The sequence below is a fragment of the Hydrobacter penzbergensis genome, assembly GCF_900106985.1.
Lineage (GTDB): Bacteria > Bacteroidota > Bacteroidia > Chitinophagales > Chitinophagaceae > Sediminibacterium > Sediminibacterium magnilacihabitans.
The window spans coordinates 1-20084 of sequence record NZ_FNNO01000023.1 but is presented as its reverse complement, the minus strand read 5'-3'; the positions used below and the strand labels follow the sequence as shown (position 1 = coordinate 20084).

The window sequence follows — 20084 nt, the reverse complement described above, 5'->3', positions numbered from 1 at the left end:
TGTTTTATTCAACAGTAACACTCTTGGCCAGGTTGCGGGGTTTATCTACGTCCAGTCCCTTGGCCACGCCAACATAATAACTCAACAATTGCAGCGGAATGGTACTCAGCAAGGGTGCGATCACTTCATCTGCATCGGGAACGAACATGATATCGTTCGACATGCCGGGGATGATCTCATCATTGGCCGTTGCTACAGCGATCACTTTTCCTTTTCTTGCTTTGATCTCCTGTACGTTTGAAACGATTTTCTCGTAATAAGAGTCTTTCGTGGCAACAAAAACCACCGGCAGTTTTTCATCTACCAGTGCAATGGGACCGTGTTTCATTTCCGCGGCCGGGTAGCCTTCGGCATGGATATAAGAGATCTCTTTCAGTTTGAGTGCACCTTCAAGGGCGATGGGAAAATTATAACCCCTTCCGAGGAACAGAAAATCGGTAGCGTCTTTGTATTTAGCAGCAATGCGCTGGATATTGCTGGTGTCTTTCAGTATCTCTTTTACTTTTTCCGGCACTTCATACAGTTCGCGCATCAATTGCAGGTAACGCGCTTCGGTGATGGCTCCTTTTGCATAACCGATCTTGAGGGCCATCATGGTGAGCACAGCGAGTTGGCCGGTAAACGCTTTGGTACTGGCAACGCCTATCTCCGGGCCGGCATGCGTATAAGCGCCTGCATTGCTTAAGCGCGCAATGCTGCTGCCTACCACATTCACCACGCCAAAGATGAAAGCACCCTTAGCTTTCGCGCTTTCCAGGGCTACCAATGTATCGGCGGTTTCGCCACTCTGTGAAATGGCAATGATCACATCGCCTTTGTTCACTACCGGGTTGCGGTACCGGAATTCAGAAGCGTATTCCACTTCTACAGGAATGCGGCATAATTCTTCTATCTGGTATTCGGCTAGCAGGCCGGCATGCCAACTGGTACCACAGGCTACGATCAGCATACGTTGTGCATTTTTCAATGCGTCGATATGGTTATCTACTCCGCTCATGATGATCTGTCCGGATTGCGGCAGCAACCGCCCGCGTAAACAGTCGAAAATAGTGTCCGGTTGTTCATGTATTTCTTTCAACATGAAATGTTCGTATCCGCCTTTTTCAATGGCGGCCAGTTCCATATCGAGTTTGGTAATGAAAGGCGATTGCTTTTCGTTACCAAGGTTCTTTAAGATCAGCTCGTCGGGCCTTACGATAGCGATCTCATAATCGTTAACATAAACGACTTCTTTGGTGTATTCGATGATGGGGGAAGCATCGCTGGCGAGGAAATGCTCGCCTTTGCCAATGCCAATCACAAGCGGGCTGCCTTTTCTCGCTGCAATGATGGTTTCAGGATCGTGTTGGTCGATGAGCAGGATACAATAGGCGCCAACAATACGTTTCAGCGCTATGCGCAGGGCTTCTTCCAGTGAACAGTTGTTGTTCTTTTTGATGTCTTCAATGAAGTTTAGCAATACTTCGGTATCGGTATCGCTTTTAAAAGTATAGCCTTTGTTGATCAGTTCCTGTTTGATGGGCATGTAGTTCTCGATGATACCGTTGTGGATCATAGCCAGTTGTCCGCTTTGTGAAAGATGCGGATGCGCGTTGCGGTCGCTGGGTTCACCATGCGTAGCCCAGCGTGTATGGCCGATACCAATATGTGCGTGGGTGTTTTTACCCATCACGTCTTCTTCCATCTCGGCTACCTTTCCTTTTTTCTTATACACGTTGAGGCCATTGCTGTTGAGTAAAGCAACACCGGAGCTGTCGTATCCGCGGTATTCCAGTCTCTTCAGTCCCTTTAATAAGATGGGATAGGCTTCTCTCGGCCCGGTATATCCTACAATTCCACACATAAATTTTTAAGTTGTATTAGGTTACAAGTTTAGTTATTTTACTGCTCAGAATGGTTCGCAATTTGGGGCAAAGATCGTTCCACACCATAAATATTTCCAATGCATTACACATTTGATTTTTCGAAAGACTACATTTTGGAGGACGATTGCGTGCTCTTGCGTCCTCTTAGCGCAAACGATTGCGTAAATCTGCGCATTTTTTCCCAGAATGAGCCCGATATCTGGCAGTTTTCATTGCAAAAAGCGGCAGGAGAAAAAAATCTCCAGGATTATATTCAATTGGCCATGATGGGGCGTGAAAACCAGAAAGAATACCCTTTCATTGTTTTTGATAAGCGTGTACAGCAATATGCCGGCAGTACGCGGTTTTACGATATCAACCTTCCTTACCGTACGTTACAATTGGGCTTCACCTGGTATGGCAAAGCTTTTCAGGGAACGGGGTTGAACAAGCACTGTAAATATTTGCTTTTGCAGTTTGCTTTTGAAGAGATGGGGATGGAGCGGGTAGAGTTCCGGGCAGATAACAACAATGCGCGCAGCATCGCTGCCATGAAAAGCATTGGATGCAAACCGGAAGGTATCCTTCGAAGCCACATGCCAAAAACGGAAGGCGGGAGAAGGGATTCCATTGTGTTGAGCATTGTGAAAGAAGAATGGCCGGGAGTGAAAGAAAAACTTGAAGATAAATTGGGAGTTAAGCGGGTCGGGGGGTAAAAAAGGGGGAAAACACGCTTCTAAAATGGGTTATTTTCCCCTTGTAGAACCTATGGCGCCCTGCTACTTTTGTGTGATGATATATTCAACACCTACGCTATGGAAAAGAAAATCATCATCAGTACTGCATCTGATATAGAACAGATCGCACATGAAATCGGCTTGTTTAAAATGGAGAAAAGGATCATCAAAGTACACATGAACCAATTCTCGGAAACGGAGAACCGTCAATTAGAACAGGAGATTGTGAAACGATATGCCATAGGCGGAAAGCAGCTCGACAACAAGATCGGTTTGGTTACCCTGGCAGCTTATCTGGTACTGATGGTAACCCGGGTCATACCGGTTTTGAAGCTGGGATTCATCAATTCCGTTTTACTGTACATCCTGTTTACAGTTGTGCTGCTGCTGGGTATCCGGTTGTACCGATTCTGGCATTCTAAGAGGAGTTTGCGCCAGCTGGCCAGGGGATTGCAAGTGGCCCCGGCATTCTGATACAGCATCATGCTATTCGTTCCGCTGAAATATCTTATATCCTGATGAACATAACCGACGAGGCAGTGCCGAACAGGCGCTGTCTTGTTGTGTAAGCAGGTGCCCGTTCTGCCGAAGCACCGTATCTTTGCGGCATGCATTATGTTTCGGCCGAAGGGCTCACCAAGAGTTATGGTGTCAATCCCCTGTTCAGTAATATTTCATTTCACATCAACGAAGGCGATAAAGTGGCGCTGATTGCCCGCAATGGGGTGGGTAAATCTACATTGTTGCGCATTTTAGCCGGACAGGAAACGGCTGATGAAGGGAAATTATGGGTACACAAAGACGTTACCATCGCCCTTTTTGAGCAGGACCCGCGTTTTGATGAGAACAAAACAGTACTGGAGAATATTTTCCATCTCAACCATCCCGTTATCCTCGCCATCAGGCAATATGAGGCGGCGGTGGAATCAGAAGACGGTATACAGATAGCAGATGCCATTACCCGGATGGATGATCTGGGCGCCTGGGATTTTGAAGCCAAAGTGAAGCAGATACTGGGAAAGCTCAATATCCATCATTTACAAAATCCGGTGAGTGAACTGAGCGGAGGGCAACGCAAACGCGTAGCATTGGCTAAAACCCTTATCGATATTGGTTTTGAGCATAAGCACACCTTGCTCATGATGGATGAACCTACCAACCACCTCGATGTTGAAATGATCGAATGGCTGGAGCATTACCTGAATGCAGAAAATGTTACGTTGCTGCTGGTTACGCACGACCGGTACTTTCTCGATGCCGTGAGCGATGAAATATGGGAACTGGAGCGTGAGGACCTGTACGTATACAAAGGCGATTACGAGAATTACATGGAGAAGAAAGCGGCCCGCCTGGAAAGCGAGCAGGCCAGTATCGATAAAGCCCGGAATGAATACCGCAAGGAATTGGAATGGATGCGCAAGCAGCCCAAGGCACGTACTACCAAAAGCAAAAGCCGGCAGGATAATTTTTACGAAGTAGAAGCCCGTGCCAAACAAAAAATAGAAGACGCGCAGTTGCAATTACAGGTGAAAATGAGCAGACTGGGAGGGAAGGTGATAGAGATGAAGAGAGTATACAAGTCATTCGGTGAGCTGGCGATCCTGAAAGGGTTTGATTATACCTTCAGCAAAGGAGAACGTATTGGTGTCATTGGTAAGAACGGTGTAGGCAAATCTACTTTCCTGAATATTTTGCAACAGATCGAATCTGCCGACAGCGGTAAAATCAACATAGGCGATACAGTAATATTCGGCAATTTTTCACAGCAGGGGTTGGTGATCAAAGAAGACCTTCGGGTGATTGAATATGTGAAAACATTTGCCGAAAGTTTTCCCCTGGCCAAAGGCGGTAGCATGAGCGCCGCACAGTTTTTGGAGCTTTTTCTTTTTTCACCCGATAAACAGTACACTTATTTATCTTCTTTGAGTGGTGGTGAACGGAAGCGGCTGCAATTGTTGACTGTTTTGTTCCGCAATCCCAACTTCCTTGTACTGGATGAACCTACTAATGACCTCGACCTGCCCACGCTGGCAGTGCTGGAGCGTTTTCTGAGCGAATACCAGGGATGTGTGATGATCGTTTCGCACGACCGGTATTTTATGGACAGACTGGTAGACCATCTCTTTGTGTTTGAAGGTAATGGTGAAGTGCGCGATTTTCCCGGTAACTATACACAATACCGGCTTTGGCTGAAAGAACAGGAAGAACTTGCTGCAAAAGAAGCGGAGTCTAAAGCAACAACGCCTGCTGCACAATCCCAGATTGCTTCCACATCGCCTAAAAAGAAAATGGGCTTCAAAGAAAAAAAGGAATTCGAATTGCTGGAAAAAGAAATGCCTTTATTGGAAGAAGAAAAACATGCGCTCACCAACCAGATGAGCAGCGCCAAACTGCCTTTTGAAGAACTGCAAAAAATAAGCAACCGGATGATTGAGATCAACCGGTTGCTGGAAGAAAAAGAAATGCGTTGGCTCGAGTTGAGCGAACTGCAATGATTTATTTGAAGCTGATCAGTTCTACATCGAATATCAATGTGCTGTTCGGGCCGATCTCTGCGCTTACCTGCCTCTCACCATAAGCCAGGTGAGACGGAATATAAAAACGCCATTTGCTTCCGGTGGGCATCAGTTGTAATCCTTCGGTCCATCCTTTGATCACCATGTTCAGCGGGAAAGAAGCGGGGCGTCCGCGTTGTACTGAGCTATCGAATATCGTTCCATTGATGAGCGTGCCGTGGTAATGACAGGTTACCTCATTGTGTGCGTTGGGCTTTTCTCCATTGCCTTCTGTTAAGACCTCGTATTGTAAGCCGCTGGGCAATTCGGTTATGCCGGGCTTTTGCTTGTTACCTGCCAGAAAATCTTGTCCTGCTTTCAAATTGGCTGCCGCTTTTTCGGCTCTCATTTGTGCTAATTGATCTGCAACACCCATATGTTTTTTGTGCAAAGATAATATTGTTGGCTTGTTCTTTTCGTCATCCCGAGCGAGCGAAGCGAGTCGAGGGACCAGATGAACACTCGGGCAGATCCCTCGGCTGCGCTCGGGATGACGAGAAAAAATTGCTCCGATGACAATCAAAACGAATTAGAGAAGTATCCCCTGCAGGAAGAAGAATGCAACGGAGAAGTAGATGATGAGCCCGGTTACGTCTACCAGTGTGGCAACGAACGGGGCAGAAGATACGGCGGGGTCGGCACCCAGCTTCTTCAATACAATGGGTAACATAGAACCGGAAAGGGTGCCCCATAATACAACGCCTACCAGGGAAAATCCTACGGTGGAAGCAATCAGCATCCAGTGCTGACCGTAAAGAGTGGGGGCGATGGAATGCCATACAACTACCCTAACGAATCCGATGATACCCAACACACCTCCCAACAATAAGCCGCTCGATAATTCCCTTCTTAATACGCGCCACCAGTCGGCCAGACTAATTTCGCCTACGGCCATGGCCTGTATGATCAGCGTGGATGCTTGCGATCCGCTGTTGCCACCGCTGGAAATGATCAGGGGTACAAAAAGGGCCAGCACTACGGCTTTGGTTATCTCGTCTTCAAAATAACCCATGGCGGTAGCCGTAAGCATTTCGCCAAGGAAAAGCACCACCAGCCAACCAATTCTTTTACGGAACAATTTCAATAAGGGTATATCCAGGTAAGGTTCATCGAATGCTTCGGTACCACCTATTTTCTGTATGTCTTCACTGTACTCTTCGTTGGCCACCCACAACATATCGTCGATGGTAACAATGCCCAGCAAAATGTTATTGTCGTCTACCACGGGCAGCGCCACGCGGTTATTCATTTTAAATACCTGGCTCGCATGTTCCTGGTCATCATTCACATTCAGCGATACCACTCTTCCGTCGATGATTTCAATGAGGCGTTTTTCGGGCGATGCAAGGATCACGTCGCGGATACGGATATCATCTACCAGTTCACCCTTATCATTGATTACGTAGATTACGTCTACGGTTTCGCTGTTCTTACCATGTTTTCGGATGGTGCTGAAGACTTCCGTAACGGTGTTATCGGCGAATACGTATACATAATCGGGCGTCATCAAACGGCCCACACTGTCTTCCGGGTATCCCAGCATAGAAAGCGTGATCTTTCTTTCTTCGGGATCGAGCAGCTTGATGAGGTCGCGTATGGCGGCTTTAGGTAATTCTTCGAGGAAGTCGGTACGGTCATCGGCCGGGAGCTCGTTGAGCAATTCGGCGGTCTTGGAAGAAGGCAGTTCTTTTATGATGTCTTTCTGTTGGGCAATGTCCAGGATCTTGAACACACTGGACGCCCGGTGAATGGCCATATTCGCAATGATCTGCGCTTCGTATTCCGGGTAGGCATTGATGAGTTCGGCCACGTCACTGATGTTCTGGTGATCAAGGAATTCCCTGATCTCCAGCTTATCTTCTTTTTCAATCAGTTGTTCAAACTGTTCTTGAATGCCGGGTTGTTCCAGTTCCAGTGACATGGCCGCAATTTAAGGGGAATTACCAATTAGAGCAAAGGAATTGGGGGTTCTGATGGAACTTTGTAGTTTGCAATAGCATGATTTTACCCATTCTTCATATTGCACTTTCCGATAACCGGGGAAGGGGCGTTTTCGCTTCCGAGCCCATCGCTCCCGGCACGATAGTGGAAATATCCCCGGTACTCGTGCTGGGAGCGGAAGACAGGCAGAAGGTAGAAACAACGCTTCTGTACGATTATATTTTCGAATGGGGCAATGATTCCAAAGGTGCATGCGTAGCGCTCGGTTATCTTTCTCTGTACAACCATTCTTATAATGCGAACTGCGTATACGAAATGGATTACGATGCAGATACCATGCGCATCATTACCGTAAAACCCATCACCGCAGGTGAAGAACTGTTCATCAACTACAATGCAGAACCGGATGATGAAAAACCCATCTGGTTCGAAGCGAAATAAGGCTGAATGCAAAACGCCTAACGTTAAACGCTTATAGTAGATATTGTACTGGCGTTCTGCGTTAGGCGTTTTGCATTCAGCGTTCAGCGTACTACCAGTACTGGTAGCCCATCAATCTTGATAATTCAACCTTGGCCAAACACAACTGGTATTCGTATTGCAGTTTGGTTAATTCTGCACGTTGTACATTGGTGCTGGCATTGGTAATTTCCAGGTTGGTGCCCACGCCATTGTTGAAACGGTTGGAAGCCAATACCTGCGCGGCTTTCGCCTGTTCTATCTGACCCTGTGTATTTCGTATCCTTTCGAGATTGGTAGCAACATCGGTCATGGACTGCGCAATGTCTTTTTTGTAATTGCTGCTGAGGCTTTCCACTGCCATCTCATTTTGTTTGATGATGTTCTCCTGCAATTTCTGTTGCTGTTTATTCTTGCCACCATTGTAAATGGGCACTGAAAAACCGACACCTGCCATGTAATTAAAACGCATGTCTGCGATATAAGGTACATAGCCATTCTTGATGCCGGCGCCGGCTTTCAGTCCAATCGTTGGTTTTTCTGCTGTTTTAACAATGGCCAGGTCGCTCTCGGCCTGTTTGATCTTGTCTTTTGCCAGGATGAATTCAAGGTTATTGGTCTGGGCCAATCCCAATGCACTTCCTGCATCGGTGAGGTTGATATCGAAATCAAATGCCTTGCCCTGGCTCTGGTTCACACCGGTAGTGTACTCGAGCAGGTTGAGTTGTTTTTGCAGGTTGTTCTTCAGGTCTACCTTGCGGTTCTCTTCATTGTCGATAGAAGCCTGTATGTTCAGCAGGTCGATCTTCAATGCATCGCCGTTTTTCAGCTTGCTGTCTACAATCCTTTTATTCTCGTTGAGGTAATTGAGTACGCTGTCCTGGATGCCAATTGCTTTTTGTAAAAAAACAATGTTGTAATACACAACGGCTACCTGGTTGGCGAGCTGACTTTTCACATAGTCGGTATTGTGTTTGGCATACAACAAATCTTCTTTTGCACGGTTGATATTGGCCTGCAGCCTGCCGAAATCGAAAAGCGCATAAGTGGCATTGAGTGCACCGCTTACATTGTGTACAGGTGCAAACTGGAAACTCTCTCCGCCCAGCGGGATCTCGATCTTCGGCCTTACATAGGCATAAGAGGCGTCTGCTGTTACATCGGGCAGTTTATTTAAACGCGTGAGCGCTAATTTTTCATCGGCTGTGGTAATGGTATGCTCCACTTCTTTCACTTTGGGAAAGTAACCAAAGGATTGGTTGATCAGTCCCTTCAGTTCATTGTTCACAGCTACCTGTGCTCCAACGGAAAGCGCTGTAACTGTAAACAGTGATATGATCAATATCTTTTTCATCTTCTATTTTGAATTTTTTCTTTTGATTGTTGATTTCATCAATGCGCTTCCGACGCCGCTTTCATCGTTGCAGCCATTTCGGCAGCTGATTTCTTTTTCACTTTCAGGAATCCTACCAGCGGTATTACCAGTATAAAGAAGATGGTGATGAGCCTGAAGGTGTCGAGGTAAGAGAGAAAATAAGCTTCCCTGTCCACCACCCGGTTGATGGTAGCGATGGCTTGGGCGCCGGCGCCGGCCACATCGCCCGTTTTCAATATGATGCTCTGTGCGATGGTATGGCTTCGTTCAATGAACATCTGCGATTCGCCCGTTACTTTGGAAACCAGGTCGTACCGGTGTTGTGCATATTGCCTTGCGATGTAGTTATTGGCCAGTGCAATACCAAAGGCGCCACCCAGTTGCCGGATCATGTTATTGAGTGCAATACCGGATGCATAATCTTTGGGCTGCAAGCCTGCTACCGCCTGGTTGATCAGCGGTAACTGCACCATGCTGATGCCTACGGCGCGAAGGGCCAGGGGTAAAAAGAAATCGTCCTTGTTCACATCCGGACTCACGCCTGCACTCAGCCACGCGTAACCGGCAAAGAGCAGAAACCCGATCACCACAAAAGGAATGGGTGAAATGCCTTTACTCATCAGCTTACCAATGATAGGCATCATCACAACGGTGATCATGGTAGGCGCGAGTAAGGTGAGTCCTGTTTCATAAGCGGTATAACCCAATGTTCTTTGCGCCAGTACAGGAAATACAAACACCGAGGTGAACAATCCCACACCCACCACAAAAGTGAAGATGGTGGTGAATGCCAGGTTGCGGTTGTTCAATACTTTCAGGTTCACCGCGGGCGATTTGATGCTCAGTTCATACCAGATGAAAGCAATCAGACCAACAACGGCGAGTACAGAAGTAATGATGATGGTATTACTACTGAACCAGTCTTCCGATTCACCTCTTTCCAGCATGTACTGCAGGCTGCCGATACCTACCATAAGCAACAGTATACCGGTATAATCGATGGTGATGTGTTTTTTATTTTTTCCTTCGCCTTCTTTCTTTTCAATAAAAGTGAAGGATAAAAAAGTAGCGATGATACCAATGGGTATGTTGATCATGAAGATCAGCGGCCAGGAAGCGTGGTCAATGATATACCCACCCAGCGTAGGGCCGAGGGTAGGGCCTAACACGAGTCCCATACCAAACAAACCCGAGGCAATGGGCCTGTCTTTCGGTTCAAAGGCATCAAAGAGGATGGCCTGAGAAGTAGACAGGAGGGCGCCGCCGCCCACACCTTGCACAAAGCGCCAGATGATGATTTCCATGAGGCTGGTAGACTGACCGCACATATACGATGCAACCGTAAAGATGATCATCGAAACGATGTAATAATTCTTTCTTCCGAAATATTCTGCTAAAAATCCGGTGAGCGGAATGATGATCACGTTTGCGATGGCATAAGCGGTGATGACCCAGCTGATGTCTTCTATGTTTACACCGAGACTACCGCTCATATCACTCAACGCCACGTTCACGATGGAGGTATCGATGAGCTCCATGATGGCCGCGGTAACGGTAGTGAGTACGATGATGGCCTTGGCAAATCCTTTAGGCGTTGCCATGATTAATTGATTTCAGTGCTGATATAAACGCTTAAGCCTGCACGCAGCATATTCCTGTATTTATCCATGTCTTTGATACGGATCTTTACGGGAACGCGCTGTGTTACTTTTACGAAGTTGCCGCTGGCATTATCGGGCGGTAACAAAGAGAACTTGGCGCCGGTAGCTTCACTCAAAGTTTCGATAGCGCCTTTGATTTTGAGGTCGGGATAGGCATCCATTTCTATATCCACGTCTTTACCAGGGTATAGTTTTTTCAACTGGTTCTCTTTGAAATTGGCTACGATCCAGTAAGTGGTATCGTTTACAATAGAGAACAGGGGCGTGCCTGCCTGAACATACTGGCCTTCTGAAATATTTTTCTTACCGATCTTGCCTGCCTGTGGTGCATAGATCCTGGTATAAGACAACTTGAGTTTGGTTTGCTCGATCTTGGCTTGTTTTACAGCCAATGCAGCGGTTGCTTTTTCTATGCCTGCCTGCAAAACAGCAATGCGGCTTTCGGCAGAACTCAGGTCGGTCTTGGCATTCTGGTACTGCTGTGCGGCTGTTTCTACATTGTATTTGCTGTCGTCGAGTTGCTTGCGGGTAATGGCCTGGTCGTTGAACAGGTTCTGGTCTCTTTTCAAATCGTCTTCCGCTTTTTTCTTGCGCACATCGTTCAGGTCGATATTGCCTTTGTTGATGCGGAGTGATACCACGGCATTGTTGAGAGCCGCCTTGGCATTGATGAGATCGGCTTCGGCCTGTTTGTAATCGGCTTCCATTTCCAGTAATTGCGTTTGCAGTTCGGCATCGTCGAGCTCTACCAGGAGCTGACCGGCTGCAACAGAATCATAATCTTTTACAGAAATAGTTTTCACGTAACCGGCCACCCTGGGCAGTACAGGTGTGATCTGGGTTTCCACCTGTGCATTGTCGGTGGTTTCGTGGGTAATGGCAAAATGGATTTTGTTATAGCCAACATAAGCGACGATAAGAAATACCACGCTGAGTACCACGATTCTTACGGGCGACTTTTTTGCTGGGGGTTTTTGCTTTGTCATACGAAATGGTGTTTAGATTGCTTGTTTACGATTGATAATATAAATGAGGTTATGGTTGGTGCGATAAATGGGCGTGCATGACCTGCTTGATATGATTAATTAGTCTTTTCTTAAAAGCTTCATCGGTATACGGATCGAAATTGGCATCCTTGGCTATCAGAAATTTGCACATGGATTTCGACAGCAGCGCCTGGTGCATGGTACCAAAGAGGGTAACGATGGTGAGCTCAGGGTCTACTTTGCGGAATACTTTTTTCTTCACCCCCTGGTCAATGATCTTTTTCAATACTTCTTTGTTCTTGGCAAAAACAGCAATGATGTTTTCATGAAGCGATTCGCGTTGCTGCAGCATCAGTTCCTGGTGGATCACCCGGTGGTATTTATGCTGACTGGTGATGCGGTTCACGTAGTCTTCAATAATAGTATCTATTTTCTGCAGTTCATTTTTCGATTCATCGATGAGGATGCTGTTGAGCCGCTCTCTGAAATAAGTGGATTTCTCTTCCACCATGGCTTCGAATAATTTTTCTTTCGAGCCGAAATAATAATTCACCATGGCGATGTTTACACCGGCCTTGGCAGCGAGCTCGCGGATGGAAGTGCCTTCAAATCCTTTGTCGGCAAACAGCTCCATGGCCGCTTCGATGATGGTTTGTTTTTTGTCGGGATGCATATACAGAAAATTTATTGCTGCCGTTATCCCGAGCGTAGCCGAGGGATCTGCCAGAACCTCCAGCAGGTCCTTCGACTCGCTCCGCTCGCTCAGGATGACGACGATGTAAAATTAAACAAGTGTTTGAATTAAACAAACGTTTGATTTAAATGAAAGTTTACTTTTGAAACGCAGATATTTATATTTTGCTGATTGTCAGTAGATTGGATCTTTAAAATTGAATCATTAAATTTTAATTAAAACATCGGGTTGCAGGTAGAAATAACAATTGCATAATATCATCGTAACAAAATCATTCGTCAATTTAGCGCAAAGCTTTACTGTTGACACCATATCAAACCCTATCGGCAAAGTCTTTCGGTCCCAATTTTCAATGGGGTGTAGCCATGTCCGCCGCACAAAACGAAGGCGCCTACAATGTAGACGGGCGCGGACTTTCTATCTGGGACAGTTTTGCGCGGCGACAGGGAAAGATCAAAGGCGCTGCTAAACCATCTGAAGCCTGCGATTTCTATTATCGTTATAAAGATGATCTCGTATTAGTGAAAGCATTGGGCTTTTCTGCATTCCGTTTTTCCATTTCATGGAGCCGCATCTTACCGGAAGGCATTGGCAGGGTAAACAAAGAAGGGATTGCGTTTTATCATAAGGTCATTGATGAATGCCTGGCGTTGGGACTTACACCTTATGTAACCCTGTATCACTGGGATCTTCCTTTGGAGCTGGAAAAAAATGGCGGATGGACGAGTCACCAGATGCTCAAATGGTTCACCCGTTTTGTGCAGGTATGCACTGAAGCTTATGGCAGCAAAGTAAAACACTGGATCATCATGAATGAGCCCATGGGCTTTACCACACTGGGTTATATGATGGGCAAGCATGCACCTGGTAAAACCGGACTGCTTAACTTCCTGCCGGCCATACACAATGCAGCACTCTGCACGGCCGAGGGAGGCCGGCTGGTGCGTGACGCGGTATCAAAGGCAAAAATTGGTACTACTTTCTCCTGTAGTGAAGTAATGCCCTTCAGTAAAAAAGAGCCTGATGTACTGGCGGCTAAAAGGGTCGATGCTTTGATGAACCGACTGTTCATTGAGCCGGCATTGGGCAGGGGATACCCCGAAGTGGAGAACTTCCCTTTGCTCGATAAAATACACCTGCACAACAAAGCCTGGAAATACCAGGAGCGCATGCAGTTCAATTTCGATTTCATTGGCATACAGAATTATTTCCCCATTACCGTGAAATACAATTCACTGATCCCTTATATCCATGCATCAGAAGTAAAAGCCACCCAGCGCAAAGTGCCGGTAACAGGTATGGGTTGGGAAATCAATGCCGACAGCCTTTACTGGATGATAAAACGGTTCTGGTTGTACGGAAGTGTAAAAGAGATCATGATCACGGAGGGTGGGGCGGCTTTCAAAGACCAACTGGTAAACGGTACCGTGAACGACCAGGCGAGGATCAACTATTTCCAGCAATACCTGGCCGCCGCGCTGCGGGCCAAAAAAGAAGGCGTGAACCTGAGCGGTTATTTTGCCTGGACGCTTACAGATAATTTTGAATGGTCGGAAGGCTATGCGGCGCGGTTTGGACTGGTCTATACCGACTTTAAAACACAACTGCGGACCATCAAGAATTCGGGCTATTGGTTCCGGGATTTCCTGGCAGGTAAGTGATTTTTTCGTATCTTAACTGTTGATACGATTGCCAGATATAAACCCGCGCGCCTATGAAAACAGTTCGCCAGTTATCGATTGCAGTATTAGTGTTGGTATGTGCCGTTAACCTTTATGCCGGAGCCCGTATGATCATGGATCCCACCGGAAACTCCCTCGGCCTGCCTTTTTATCTCCTCAACGGAACCGTGTTCAAAGATTATACTATCCCCGGATGGATATTGCTGATCGGATTCGGTGTATTGAGTCTTTTTACCATTATCGTTACTTTGAAGAAGGTCCATTGGTACCCTACGGCCATCGTGGTACAGGGATTGGTTATTGTAGTGATTGTGATTGCCCAGATGTTCATGGTGGGCAATGATTTTTTCCTGCAGTATTTCTTTTTGATGATGGGATTTTTCCTGGTTGCCTTAGGGTTTCTTCAAAATCAAATGAAGAAGGCCAATGCGCAAAACCACTCTTCAGGTCAGAACCAACACCACCCCCATCGCCATCATCATCATTGATGCGGCTCAATGCGTAACAGCTTCAGGCAAACAGGACTGGGTACTTCCAGTTGTTGTGGCATAGCTTCCAGCATGCCCGTTTCTTTATTTCTTTTGTAAATGACAATATTGTTGGTCTGTTGATTGGCCACCAGCAGGAAATTCCCTTCCGGGTCAATCGTGAAATTACGCGGCCATTTGCCGGACAGGGCCTGGTAGCCTTTGGCCGTTAGCAAACCGGAAACGGGATCGATAGAAAAAATGGCGATGTTATTTTCTTCACCCCGGTTGGAAGCATACAAAAATTTACCATCGGGCGATACATGAATATCGGCGCTGCCGGGTTGCCCCTTGAAATCGGCCGCGTGCGTGGCAATGGTTTGGCGCTTTTTCAACCTGCCTTTGTGATAAGCGAATACCGATACGGTGCCGCTCATTTCTTCAATCAGGTAAACATATTTGCGATTGGGATGGAAGTCGAGGTGCCGGGGACCACTGCCCGGTATGGAGCGCACAAAGGGTTGTGCGGCGGGCTTCAGGGGCTGTTGGTCTTTTTTATGAAATGCATAGATCATCACTTTATCGGTTCCCAGGTTGGGCGTCAGCACATAATGCTGATCGGGGGTGATGAAAGTAGAATGAACGTGCGGACCTTCCTGCCGGCTCTTGTTCACGCTGCTGCCCTCTTGTTGTATCATTTGCGTATAAGGTGCCAGCGAGCCATCTTTATTTACAGGCAACGCGGCCAGGCTCCCACTCATATAATTGCCCGTAAGTACCCATTTGCCGGTCTTATCTATCGTTACAAAGCAGGGGCCAAATCCACCACTCGGCTGCTGGTTGATCAGCCGCAGGCTACCGCTGGCAGCATCAAAGGCGTAAGCGCTTACACGTCCGGATTGGGGTGATCTTGCTTCATTGATGGCATACAGGAATTTACCATTGGGCGATACGGCCAGGAAAGCGGGATTATTGCTGCTGTCGGTATTGCTCACCCATTGTGCTTCGCCGGTTTGACTGTTGAAGCGATATACGTAGATCCCCTTGCTTTTTCCGCTGGTATAAGTGCCAACGAACAAATAATAATCCTGCGCAAAAAGCCATTGGCTTAATATCAGGCAAACAAAAAGAAGAAGCGAACGCATGCCATTTATTTTAGAAAACGGAAGATAAACATTCCGTTCGTATAATTTGACAGGCAAGTGATAATGCGCAGGCGTTTTGTTGGTAAGTTTGCTGCCTGGCAGCCTATTTATTGAAGAAAAGCAAAGTTGTACAGAACTATGAGAAAGATATTGGTGGTTATGTTGTTGGCGGGAATGATCAACACGTTACAGGCGCAAGAACAGGGATTATGGAAAGCGCAATTGCATCGCGCAGATGGTAACCATATCGTATTCAATTTCGAGCTTCGTTACGAAGGAGGGAAAACGGTCTGGTATATATTGAATGCCAGTGAAAGAATGCGTGTAGATAATATCAGTGCAGCGGGCGATTCTTTGTTGGTGCAGATGCCTGTTTTTGAATCGCAGTTTAGGGTTAAGTTATTGTCTGATAAAAAAATAGCAGGATGGTGGATCAGGAGTACGAGCAAGGGACATATGCAAATGCCTTTCACCGCTGAACTGGGCAATGGTACACGCTTTGAAGTAAAGCAACCTGCATTGTACAATATCAGCGGCCGCTGGGCAACTTTTTTCGGACAGAGCGGTAAAGCGCCTACAGATACTACGGTAGGGGAGTTTGTGCAAAAAGGAAACGAGCTGAGCGGTTCAATATTGACTTCAACAGGAGATTATCGATACCTGGGCGGAGTGGTCAGCGGTGATACGCTGAAGTTGTCCACTTTCGATGGGGTGCATGCTTTCCTGTTCACGGCCAAGATCAACAATGACCATAGCATCAGTGGCGGAAATTTTTATTCCGGTCCTGTTGCCCATGAAAACTGGCTTGCAGAAAAAAATGCCAATGCCGGGTTACCCAATGATGCGGCGATGTACCTGAAGCCAGGGCAAAGCAAGTTGAATTTCCGTTTTCCCGATCTGAATAAAAAAATGGTGTCCATCAACGATGCCCGCTTTAAAAACAAAGTAGTGGTGATCCAGATCATGGGCTCCTGGTGTCCCAATTGCATGGATGAAACGGCTTTCCTGAGTGATTTTTATAAAAAGAACAAACAGCGTGGCGTGGAGATCATTGGCCTCGCGTATGAATACAGTACCGATTTTGAACGTTCGCGCAAGAGCCTGCTGAAATTCAAAGAACGTTTCGGCGTGGAATATCCCATACTGGTTACCGGTGTTACTGTTATGGATGAGCAGAAAACAGAGAAAACACTGCCGCAGCTCACGCCCATTAAATCCTTCCCTTCTACCATCTTCATCGATAAAACCGGTAAAGTGGCCAAGCTGGAAGCCGGGTTTACAGGCCCTGGAACGGGTGTGCATTATGAAGAAATGAAGAAAGAATTTAATGCAACGATAGAAAGTTTGTTGCGGTAATATATTTAATGAAACAATGGTTCAATACGCAATGGCTCAATGTATTGTACGGCTCACTTTACTTTTATGTTAATTACGGTTATTCAATACCAATAAACGGCGGGAAAAAACTTCCTTTGATGGCATAAAATGTGCTGGAGAACCTGTGTAACTTAATAGGCGCATTCTCCGGGTAAAACGGACATTTATGTCAATCGTTAAAACATTCCTCAAGAAAGCAACGCCCCCAAGGATCCGTTATAGGCAAATTGGCGGTAAGCTGGGCGGTCTGCTCACCGAGATATTGATCGGGAAAGGCTTGATCAAGCGCTCACAGGAGAATGAAAAAGTTTGTTATTTCACAGACAAGGGGAAGAAAATACTCGATGAAACAGAAGGGTAGTTGTTAAAATGTTTTCCTGAGGTCGACCTATAAACATACTATCCTCCGGTAAAAAATTCAAGCGGACAACTTTACCGGTAATTAAAAAATGATGCTGATACCCCTAAAATAAGGGGTGCTCTATCTACGTGTATTTTATATCAGTCCGGCCATTACACCCAAATTGTCGGAATTGGTAAGGGGTTTTAATATTTTTTTTAGGAAGACAAATTTAAGGAGGTATTTTTGTTTTATCAATTGAATGGATGTCTGCTTTTTTCCCCCAATGATGTCCTTCACATGTTTTGATTGAGGCCTGTAAATGCTGCCTCAATAATTATTCAATAGAAATAGTATTCCAATTGAGTTCATGTATAAAGTAAATGTGATATTTCTATGCCTGAAATCAAGCACCCATCTGTTAAAAAATGTGCACTACGTTTTGTTTTGTTGTTGTCATTCAATATAATTACTCGTTGGCAGTGTTGTTTCCCAGGTTAAAACCCACCCTGCGCAGAAGGATACTTTAAAAACAGCGAAAAGCAATATCAAATTGCAAAACGATTCCTCCGATGTCAGGAATCATTTACTGTGGAAAGAAGATCATACTACTCAACAATTGAAGAAAAGCAATTTGTATAAAAGAGAGGAAGCTGATCTGAATAAAAACGGGCATCCATTATCCGAAAAAAATGATACACCATCTTCAACAACGAATCATGTTTTTTCCGGCATAAAAATGACTGCTACATTCCCTGATAAACCAATGCAGCCTGATAAGGCAGATTCTACTACTCATACGATTAAGGGTGAATTAAAACAGCAAAAAGAAAACCATCCCCGAAATCATTTGATGTAGAAAAGAGATACTGCTGTAAACCGTAATTGAAATTCCACTGCAAGCATTACAAATAAAAGATTAAACAAATGAAGCAAATAAGGAAAAGAATCGTGAATGAAGTGCCGTTGGTATTGTTTTTCCTGGTGGGTATATTATTGACCACGCAATCCAACGCTCAATCTGACAGTTCTATTAAGAACCAGATAAGCGTTCCTCAAACTGCTAACTTCTGGCATACCTTACTTCAGGAGATATGGATAGGATTTCACTGTTTTCAAAGTGTGGAGTCCTACCAGTTCAAGGAATGCTTATGAGTCAACAGTAGCGCTGGTGAATGGTGACAATGAAGAGGAGTATGTTGACTTTTTCAACCTATCGTATCCCACATCTCGTAAATTCGGAATGCGGATGCAGAAAAGAGCTACAGGAAATTACAAGCCCTTTGTTTTCGAATATAGCGATGGTAATATAACCTATCCGGTTGTTCAGATATCGCCGGATTCCACCACTTATTTTTATGGGAAGGTTGGTATCGGAACCACGGATACCAAAGGTTATAACCTTGCTGTTGCCGGCTCCATCATTGCCGGCCAGATTAAAGTCAAGCAATCCTCAACATGGCCCGATTATGTATTTAGCTCCACATATCGCTTGAAACTCCTTTTGGAAGTGGAAAAATTTGTTAAGCAAAACAAGCATTTACCCGAAGTCCCTTCTGCAAAAGAAGTAGCAAACCAGGGGTTGGATATGGGAGTGACACAAACGGCTTCGTTGAAGAAGGTAGAAGAGCTGACACTCTATATGATCGAGTTAAAAAAAGAAAATATAGCCTTGCAGAAACGAGTACAAAAAACTGGAACGAAAATGATTGCTATAATATAAGTGTTTTTACTCTCCCTAAAAAGCATAAAAAAATACGTTTAAAAATTGTTTTTGTTTGTAATAAGTTTTAATATTGTAATCAACCAGGTAACTGATATATCCCCCCATCAATTGCCCCAAATAAGTAGTCTGAAGTTCGAAGCGTTTACAGCTCTATTAGCGAGTCACGAAATGTAGTTGTGTGCAGTATAAGTTGCCTTAACCTGTTGTATCCCATGCTTTAATAAAGCAATTGGGTGAAGCTATATAATTAACTTATTATCGAAGCCCATGAGACAAAAAAATTTACTACTCTTCGTTATTATTGGTACACTTTTCTCAAAATATTGTTCAGCCCAGAATACCCCCTGGACGACCAATGGAAATATTGGTATTGGTATTGCAAATCCCTTAGGCAGGTTTCACGTTGAAGGTGGAGCAATTTTTGGCACTCATTGGGGCAATGTTCGAATATTAAAAACAGCCGTGACATTAGCTGTGGATGATCTTGGTATCTGGAATGCCGCTGGTGGAGGTGGTCAGGTCTTTAATATTGCTGATTGGAATACCGGCACAAAAGGAATTAGTATTAATACAACCAACGGGAGTGTGGGCATTGGTACCCAAGATGCAGGACCGTATAAATTGGCAGTAGAAGGTACTGTAGGGGTAAGAAAACTGAAAGTAACGCAGGTTAGTCCATGGGCGGATTATGTATTTAATCCTGCTTATACGCTTAAACCACTTTCACAGATTGAAGCATTTGTTAAGGCAAACAAGCATTTGCCGGAAGTTCCATCGACCAAAGAGGTAGAAAAAAATGAGATTGATATAGGTGAAACAACAGCTTTGTTATTAAGGAAAATTGAAAAACTGACATTGTATGTAATTGAACTGGATAAAAAAATGAAAGACAGCAAAAACAAATTGGTCAACTATTGAAGAGAAAAGGCAATATCAAATTATAATCAAGAAAATCTAAATGATCAGATGAAAACACTATTCGTATCCTTATCTATAACTGTTTTTATTTTATTGACTTACGATGGGATTGCTCAAACGAATACATTTCCGGCAAGTGGGAATGTAGGCATCGGTACAACGAATCCCGCAGTAAAA

The 20084-nt window shown here is 45.3% G+C and carries 20 protein-coding genes; 12 read left to right on the top strand and 8 right to left on the bottom strand.

Annotation, left to right across the window (positions count from 1 at the left end):
• Nucleotides 1–4: 4 nt before the first annotated feature.
• The gene (gene glmS / locus BLU98_RS16870; RefSeq protein WP_092726982.1) at nt 5–1843 is read right to left on the bottom strand and encodes a glutamine--fructose-6-phosphate transaminase (isomerizing); all 1839 of its coding nucleotides are present in this window, start codon (nt 1841–1843) and stop codon (nt 5–7) included.
• A 99-nt stretch (nt 1844–1942) separates the two neighbouring features.
• On the opposite strand from glmS, the gene BLU98_RS16865 reads away from it, so the two are divergent.
• From BLU98_RS16865 to BLU98_RS16855, 3 genes are all read left to right on the top strand, one after another.
• Nucleotides 1943–2560, top strand: a complete 618-nt coding sequence (locus BLU98_RS16865) for a GNAT family N-acetyltransferase (RefSeq protein ID WP_092726981.1) — start codon at nt 1943–1945, stop codon at nt 2558–2560.
• 99 nt (nt 2561–2659) lie between these two features.
• Entirely contained in the window at nt 2660–3055 is a 396-nt protein-coding gene (locus BLU98_RS16860; RefSeq protein ID WP_092726980.1) for a hypothetical protein, read from the top strand.
• Between the two features lie 134 nt (nt 3056–3189).
• Complete coding sequence (locus BLU98_RS16855; RefSeq protein WP_092726979.1) at nt 3190–5076, top strand: ABC-F family ATP-binding cassette domain-containing protein; 1887 nt, start codon at nt 3190–3192, stop codon at nt 5074–5076.
• Between the two features lies 1 nt (nt 5077).
• On the opposite strand, the gene bamJ is transcribed toward BLU98_RS16855, so the two are convergent.
• Both bamJ and mgtE read right to left on the bottom strand, forming a co-directional pair.
• Nucleotides 5078–5512, bottom strand: a complete 435-nt coding sequence (gene bamJ, locus BLU98_RS16850) for a BamJ family beta-barrel-assembly machinery protein (protein WP_092726978.1) — start codon at nt 5510–5512, stop codon at nt 5078–5080.
• 153 nt (nt 5513–5665) lie between these two features.
• The gene (gene mgtE / locus BLU98_RS16845; protein ID WP_092726977.1) at nt 5666–7057 is read right to left on the bottom strand and encodes a magnesium transporter; all 1392 of its coding nucleotides are present in this window, start codon (nt 7055–7057) and stop codon (nt 5666–5668) included.
• A 77-nt stretch (nt 7058–7134) separates the two neighbouring features.
• Here mgtE and BLU98_RS16840 point away from each other — a divergent pair, with 77 nt between their 5' ends.
• Nucleotides 7135–7518: an SET domain-containing protein gene (locus BLU98_RS16840; RefSeq protein WP_092726976.1), complete on the top strand. Its 384-nt coding sequence runs from the start codon at nt 7135–7137 to the stop codon at nt 7516–7518.
• 91 nt (nt 7519–7609) lie between these two features.
• Here BLU98_RS16840 and BLU98_RS16835 read toward each other — a convergent pair whose 3' ends face one another.
• Genes BLU98_RS16835 through BLU98_RS16820 form a run of 4 tightly spaced genes read right to left on the bottom strand, consistent with a single transcriptional unit; the run spans nt 7610 to nt 12231 of the window.
• Complete coding sequence (locus BLU98_RS16835) at nt 7610–8890, bottom strand: TolC family protein (RefSeq protein WP_092726975.1); 1281 nt, start codon at nt 8888–8890, stop codon at nt 7610–7612.
• Between the two features lie 38 nt (nt 8891–8928).
• Nucleotides 8929–10512, bottom strand: a complete 1584-nt coding sequence (locus tag BLU98_RS16830; protein WP_092726974.1) for a DHA2 family efflux MFS transporter permease subunit — start codon at nt 10510–10512, stop codon at nt 8929–8931.
• A gap of 2 nt (nt 10513–10514) precedes the next feature.
• A complete protein-coding gene (locus BLU98_RS16825; RefSeq protein WP_092726973.1) occupies nt 10515–11558 on the bottom strand; it encodes an HlyD family secretion protein in 1044 nt (347 codons plus the stop codon).
• Between the two features lie 49 nt (nt 11559–11607).
• Nucleotides 11608–12231, bottom strand: a complete 624-nt coding sequence (locus BLU98_RS16820; protein WP_092726972.1) for a TetR/AcrR family transcriptional regulator — start codon at nt 12229–12231, stop codon at nt 11608–11610.
• 323 nt (nt 12232–12554) lie between these two features.
• Here BLU98_RS16820 and BLU98_RS16815 point away from each other — a divergent pair, with 323 nt between their 5' ends.
• Together BLU98_RS16815 and BLU98_RS16810 are read left to right on the top strand one after the other, a co-directional pair.
• Nucleotides 12555–13913 (top strand): GH1 family beta-glucosidase, encoded by a 1359-nt coding sequence (locus tag BLU98_RS16815; protein WP_257575081.1) that lies wholly within the window; start codon nt 12555–12557, stop codon nt 13911–13913.
• Between the two features lie 53 nt (nt 13914–13966).
• Entirely contained in the window at nt 13967–14422 is a 456-nt protein-coding gene (locus BLU98_RS16810; RefSeq protein WP_092726970.1) for a hypothetical protein, read from the top strand.
• Here the strand turns inward: BLU98_RS16810 and BLU98_RS16805 are convergent.
• Entirely contained in the window at nt 14416–15546 is a 1131-nt protein-coding gene (locus BLU98_RS16805) for a lactonase family protein (protein WP_092726969.1), read from the bottom strand. The genes BLU98_RS16810 and BLU98_RS16805 overlap by 7 nt on opposite strands.
• Before the next feature lie 138 nt (nt 15547–15684).
• On the opposite strand from BLU98_RS16805, the gene BLU98_RS16800 reads away from it, so the two are divergent.
• The 6 genes from BLU98_RS16800 to BLU98_RS16775 all read left to right on the top strand — a co-directional run bounded on the left by BLU98_RS16800 (nt 15685) and on the right by BLU98_RS16775 (nt 19907).
• Entirely contained in the window at nt 15685–16902 is a 1218-nt protein-coding gene (locus BLU98_RS16800; protein WP_092726968.1) for a peroxiredoxin family protein, read from the top strand.
• A gap of 187 nt (nt 16903–17089) precedes the next feature.
• The gene (locus tag BLU98_RS16795; RefSeq protein WP_092726967.1) at nt 17090–17284 is read left to right on the top strand and encodes a hypothetical protein; all 195 of its coding nucleotides are present in this window, start codon (nt 17090–17092) and stop codon (nt 17282–17284) included.
• Between the two features lie 532 nt (nt 17285–17816).
• Nucleotides 17817–18122: a hypothetical protein gene (locus BLU98_RS16790; protein WP_092726966.1), complete on the top strand. Its 306-nt coding sequence runs from the start codon at nt 17817–17819 to the stop codon at nt 18120–18122.
• 68 nt (nt 18123–18190) lie between these two features.
• A complete protein-coding gene (locus BLU98_RS16785) occupies nt 18191–18418 on the top strand; it encodes a hypothetical protein (protein WP_092726965.1) in 228 nt (75 codons plus the stop codon).
• 94 nt (nt 18419–18512) lie between these two features.
• On the top strand, nt 18513–18986 hold the full coding sequence (locus tag BLU98_RS16780; RefSeq protein WP_092726964.1) for a hypothetical protein: 474 nt from the start codon (nt 18513–18515) through the stop codon (nt 18984–18986).
• 270 nt (nt 18987–19256) lie between these two features.
• Nucleotides 19257–19907 carry a hypothetical protein gene (locus BLU98_RS16775; protein WP_105471116.1) on the top strand — a complete coding sequence of 217 codons (651 nt, stop codon included), beginning with the start codon at nt 19257–19259 and terminating at the stop codon, nt 19905–19907.
• Nucleotides 19908–20084: the final 177 nt, after the last annotated feature.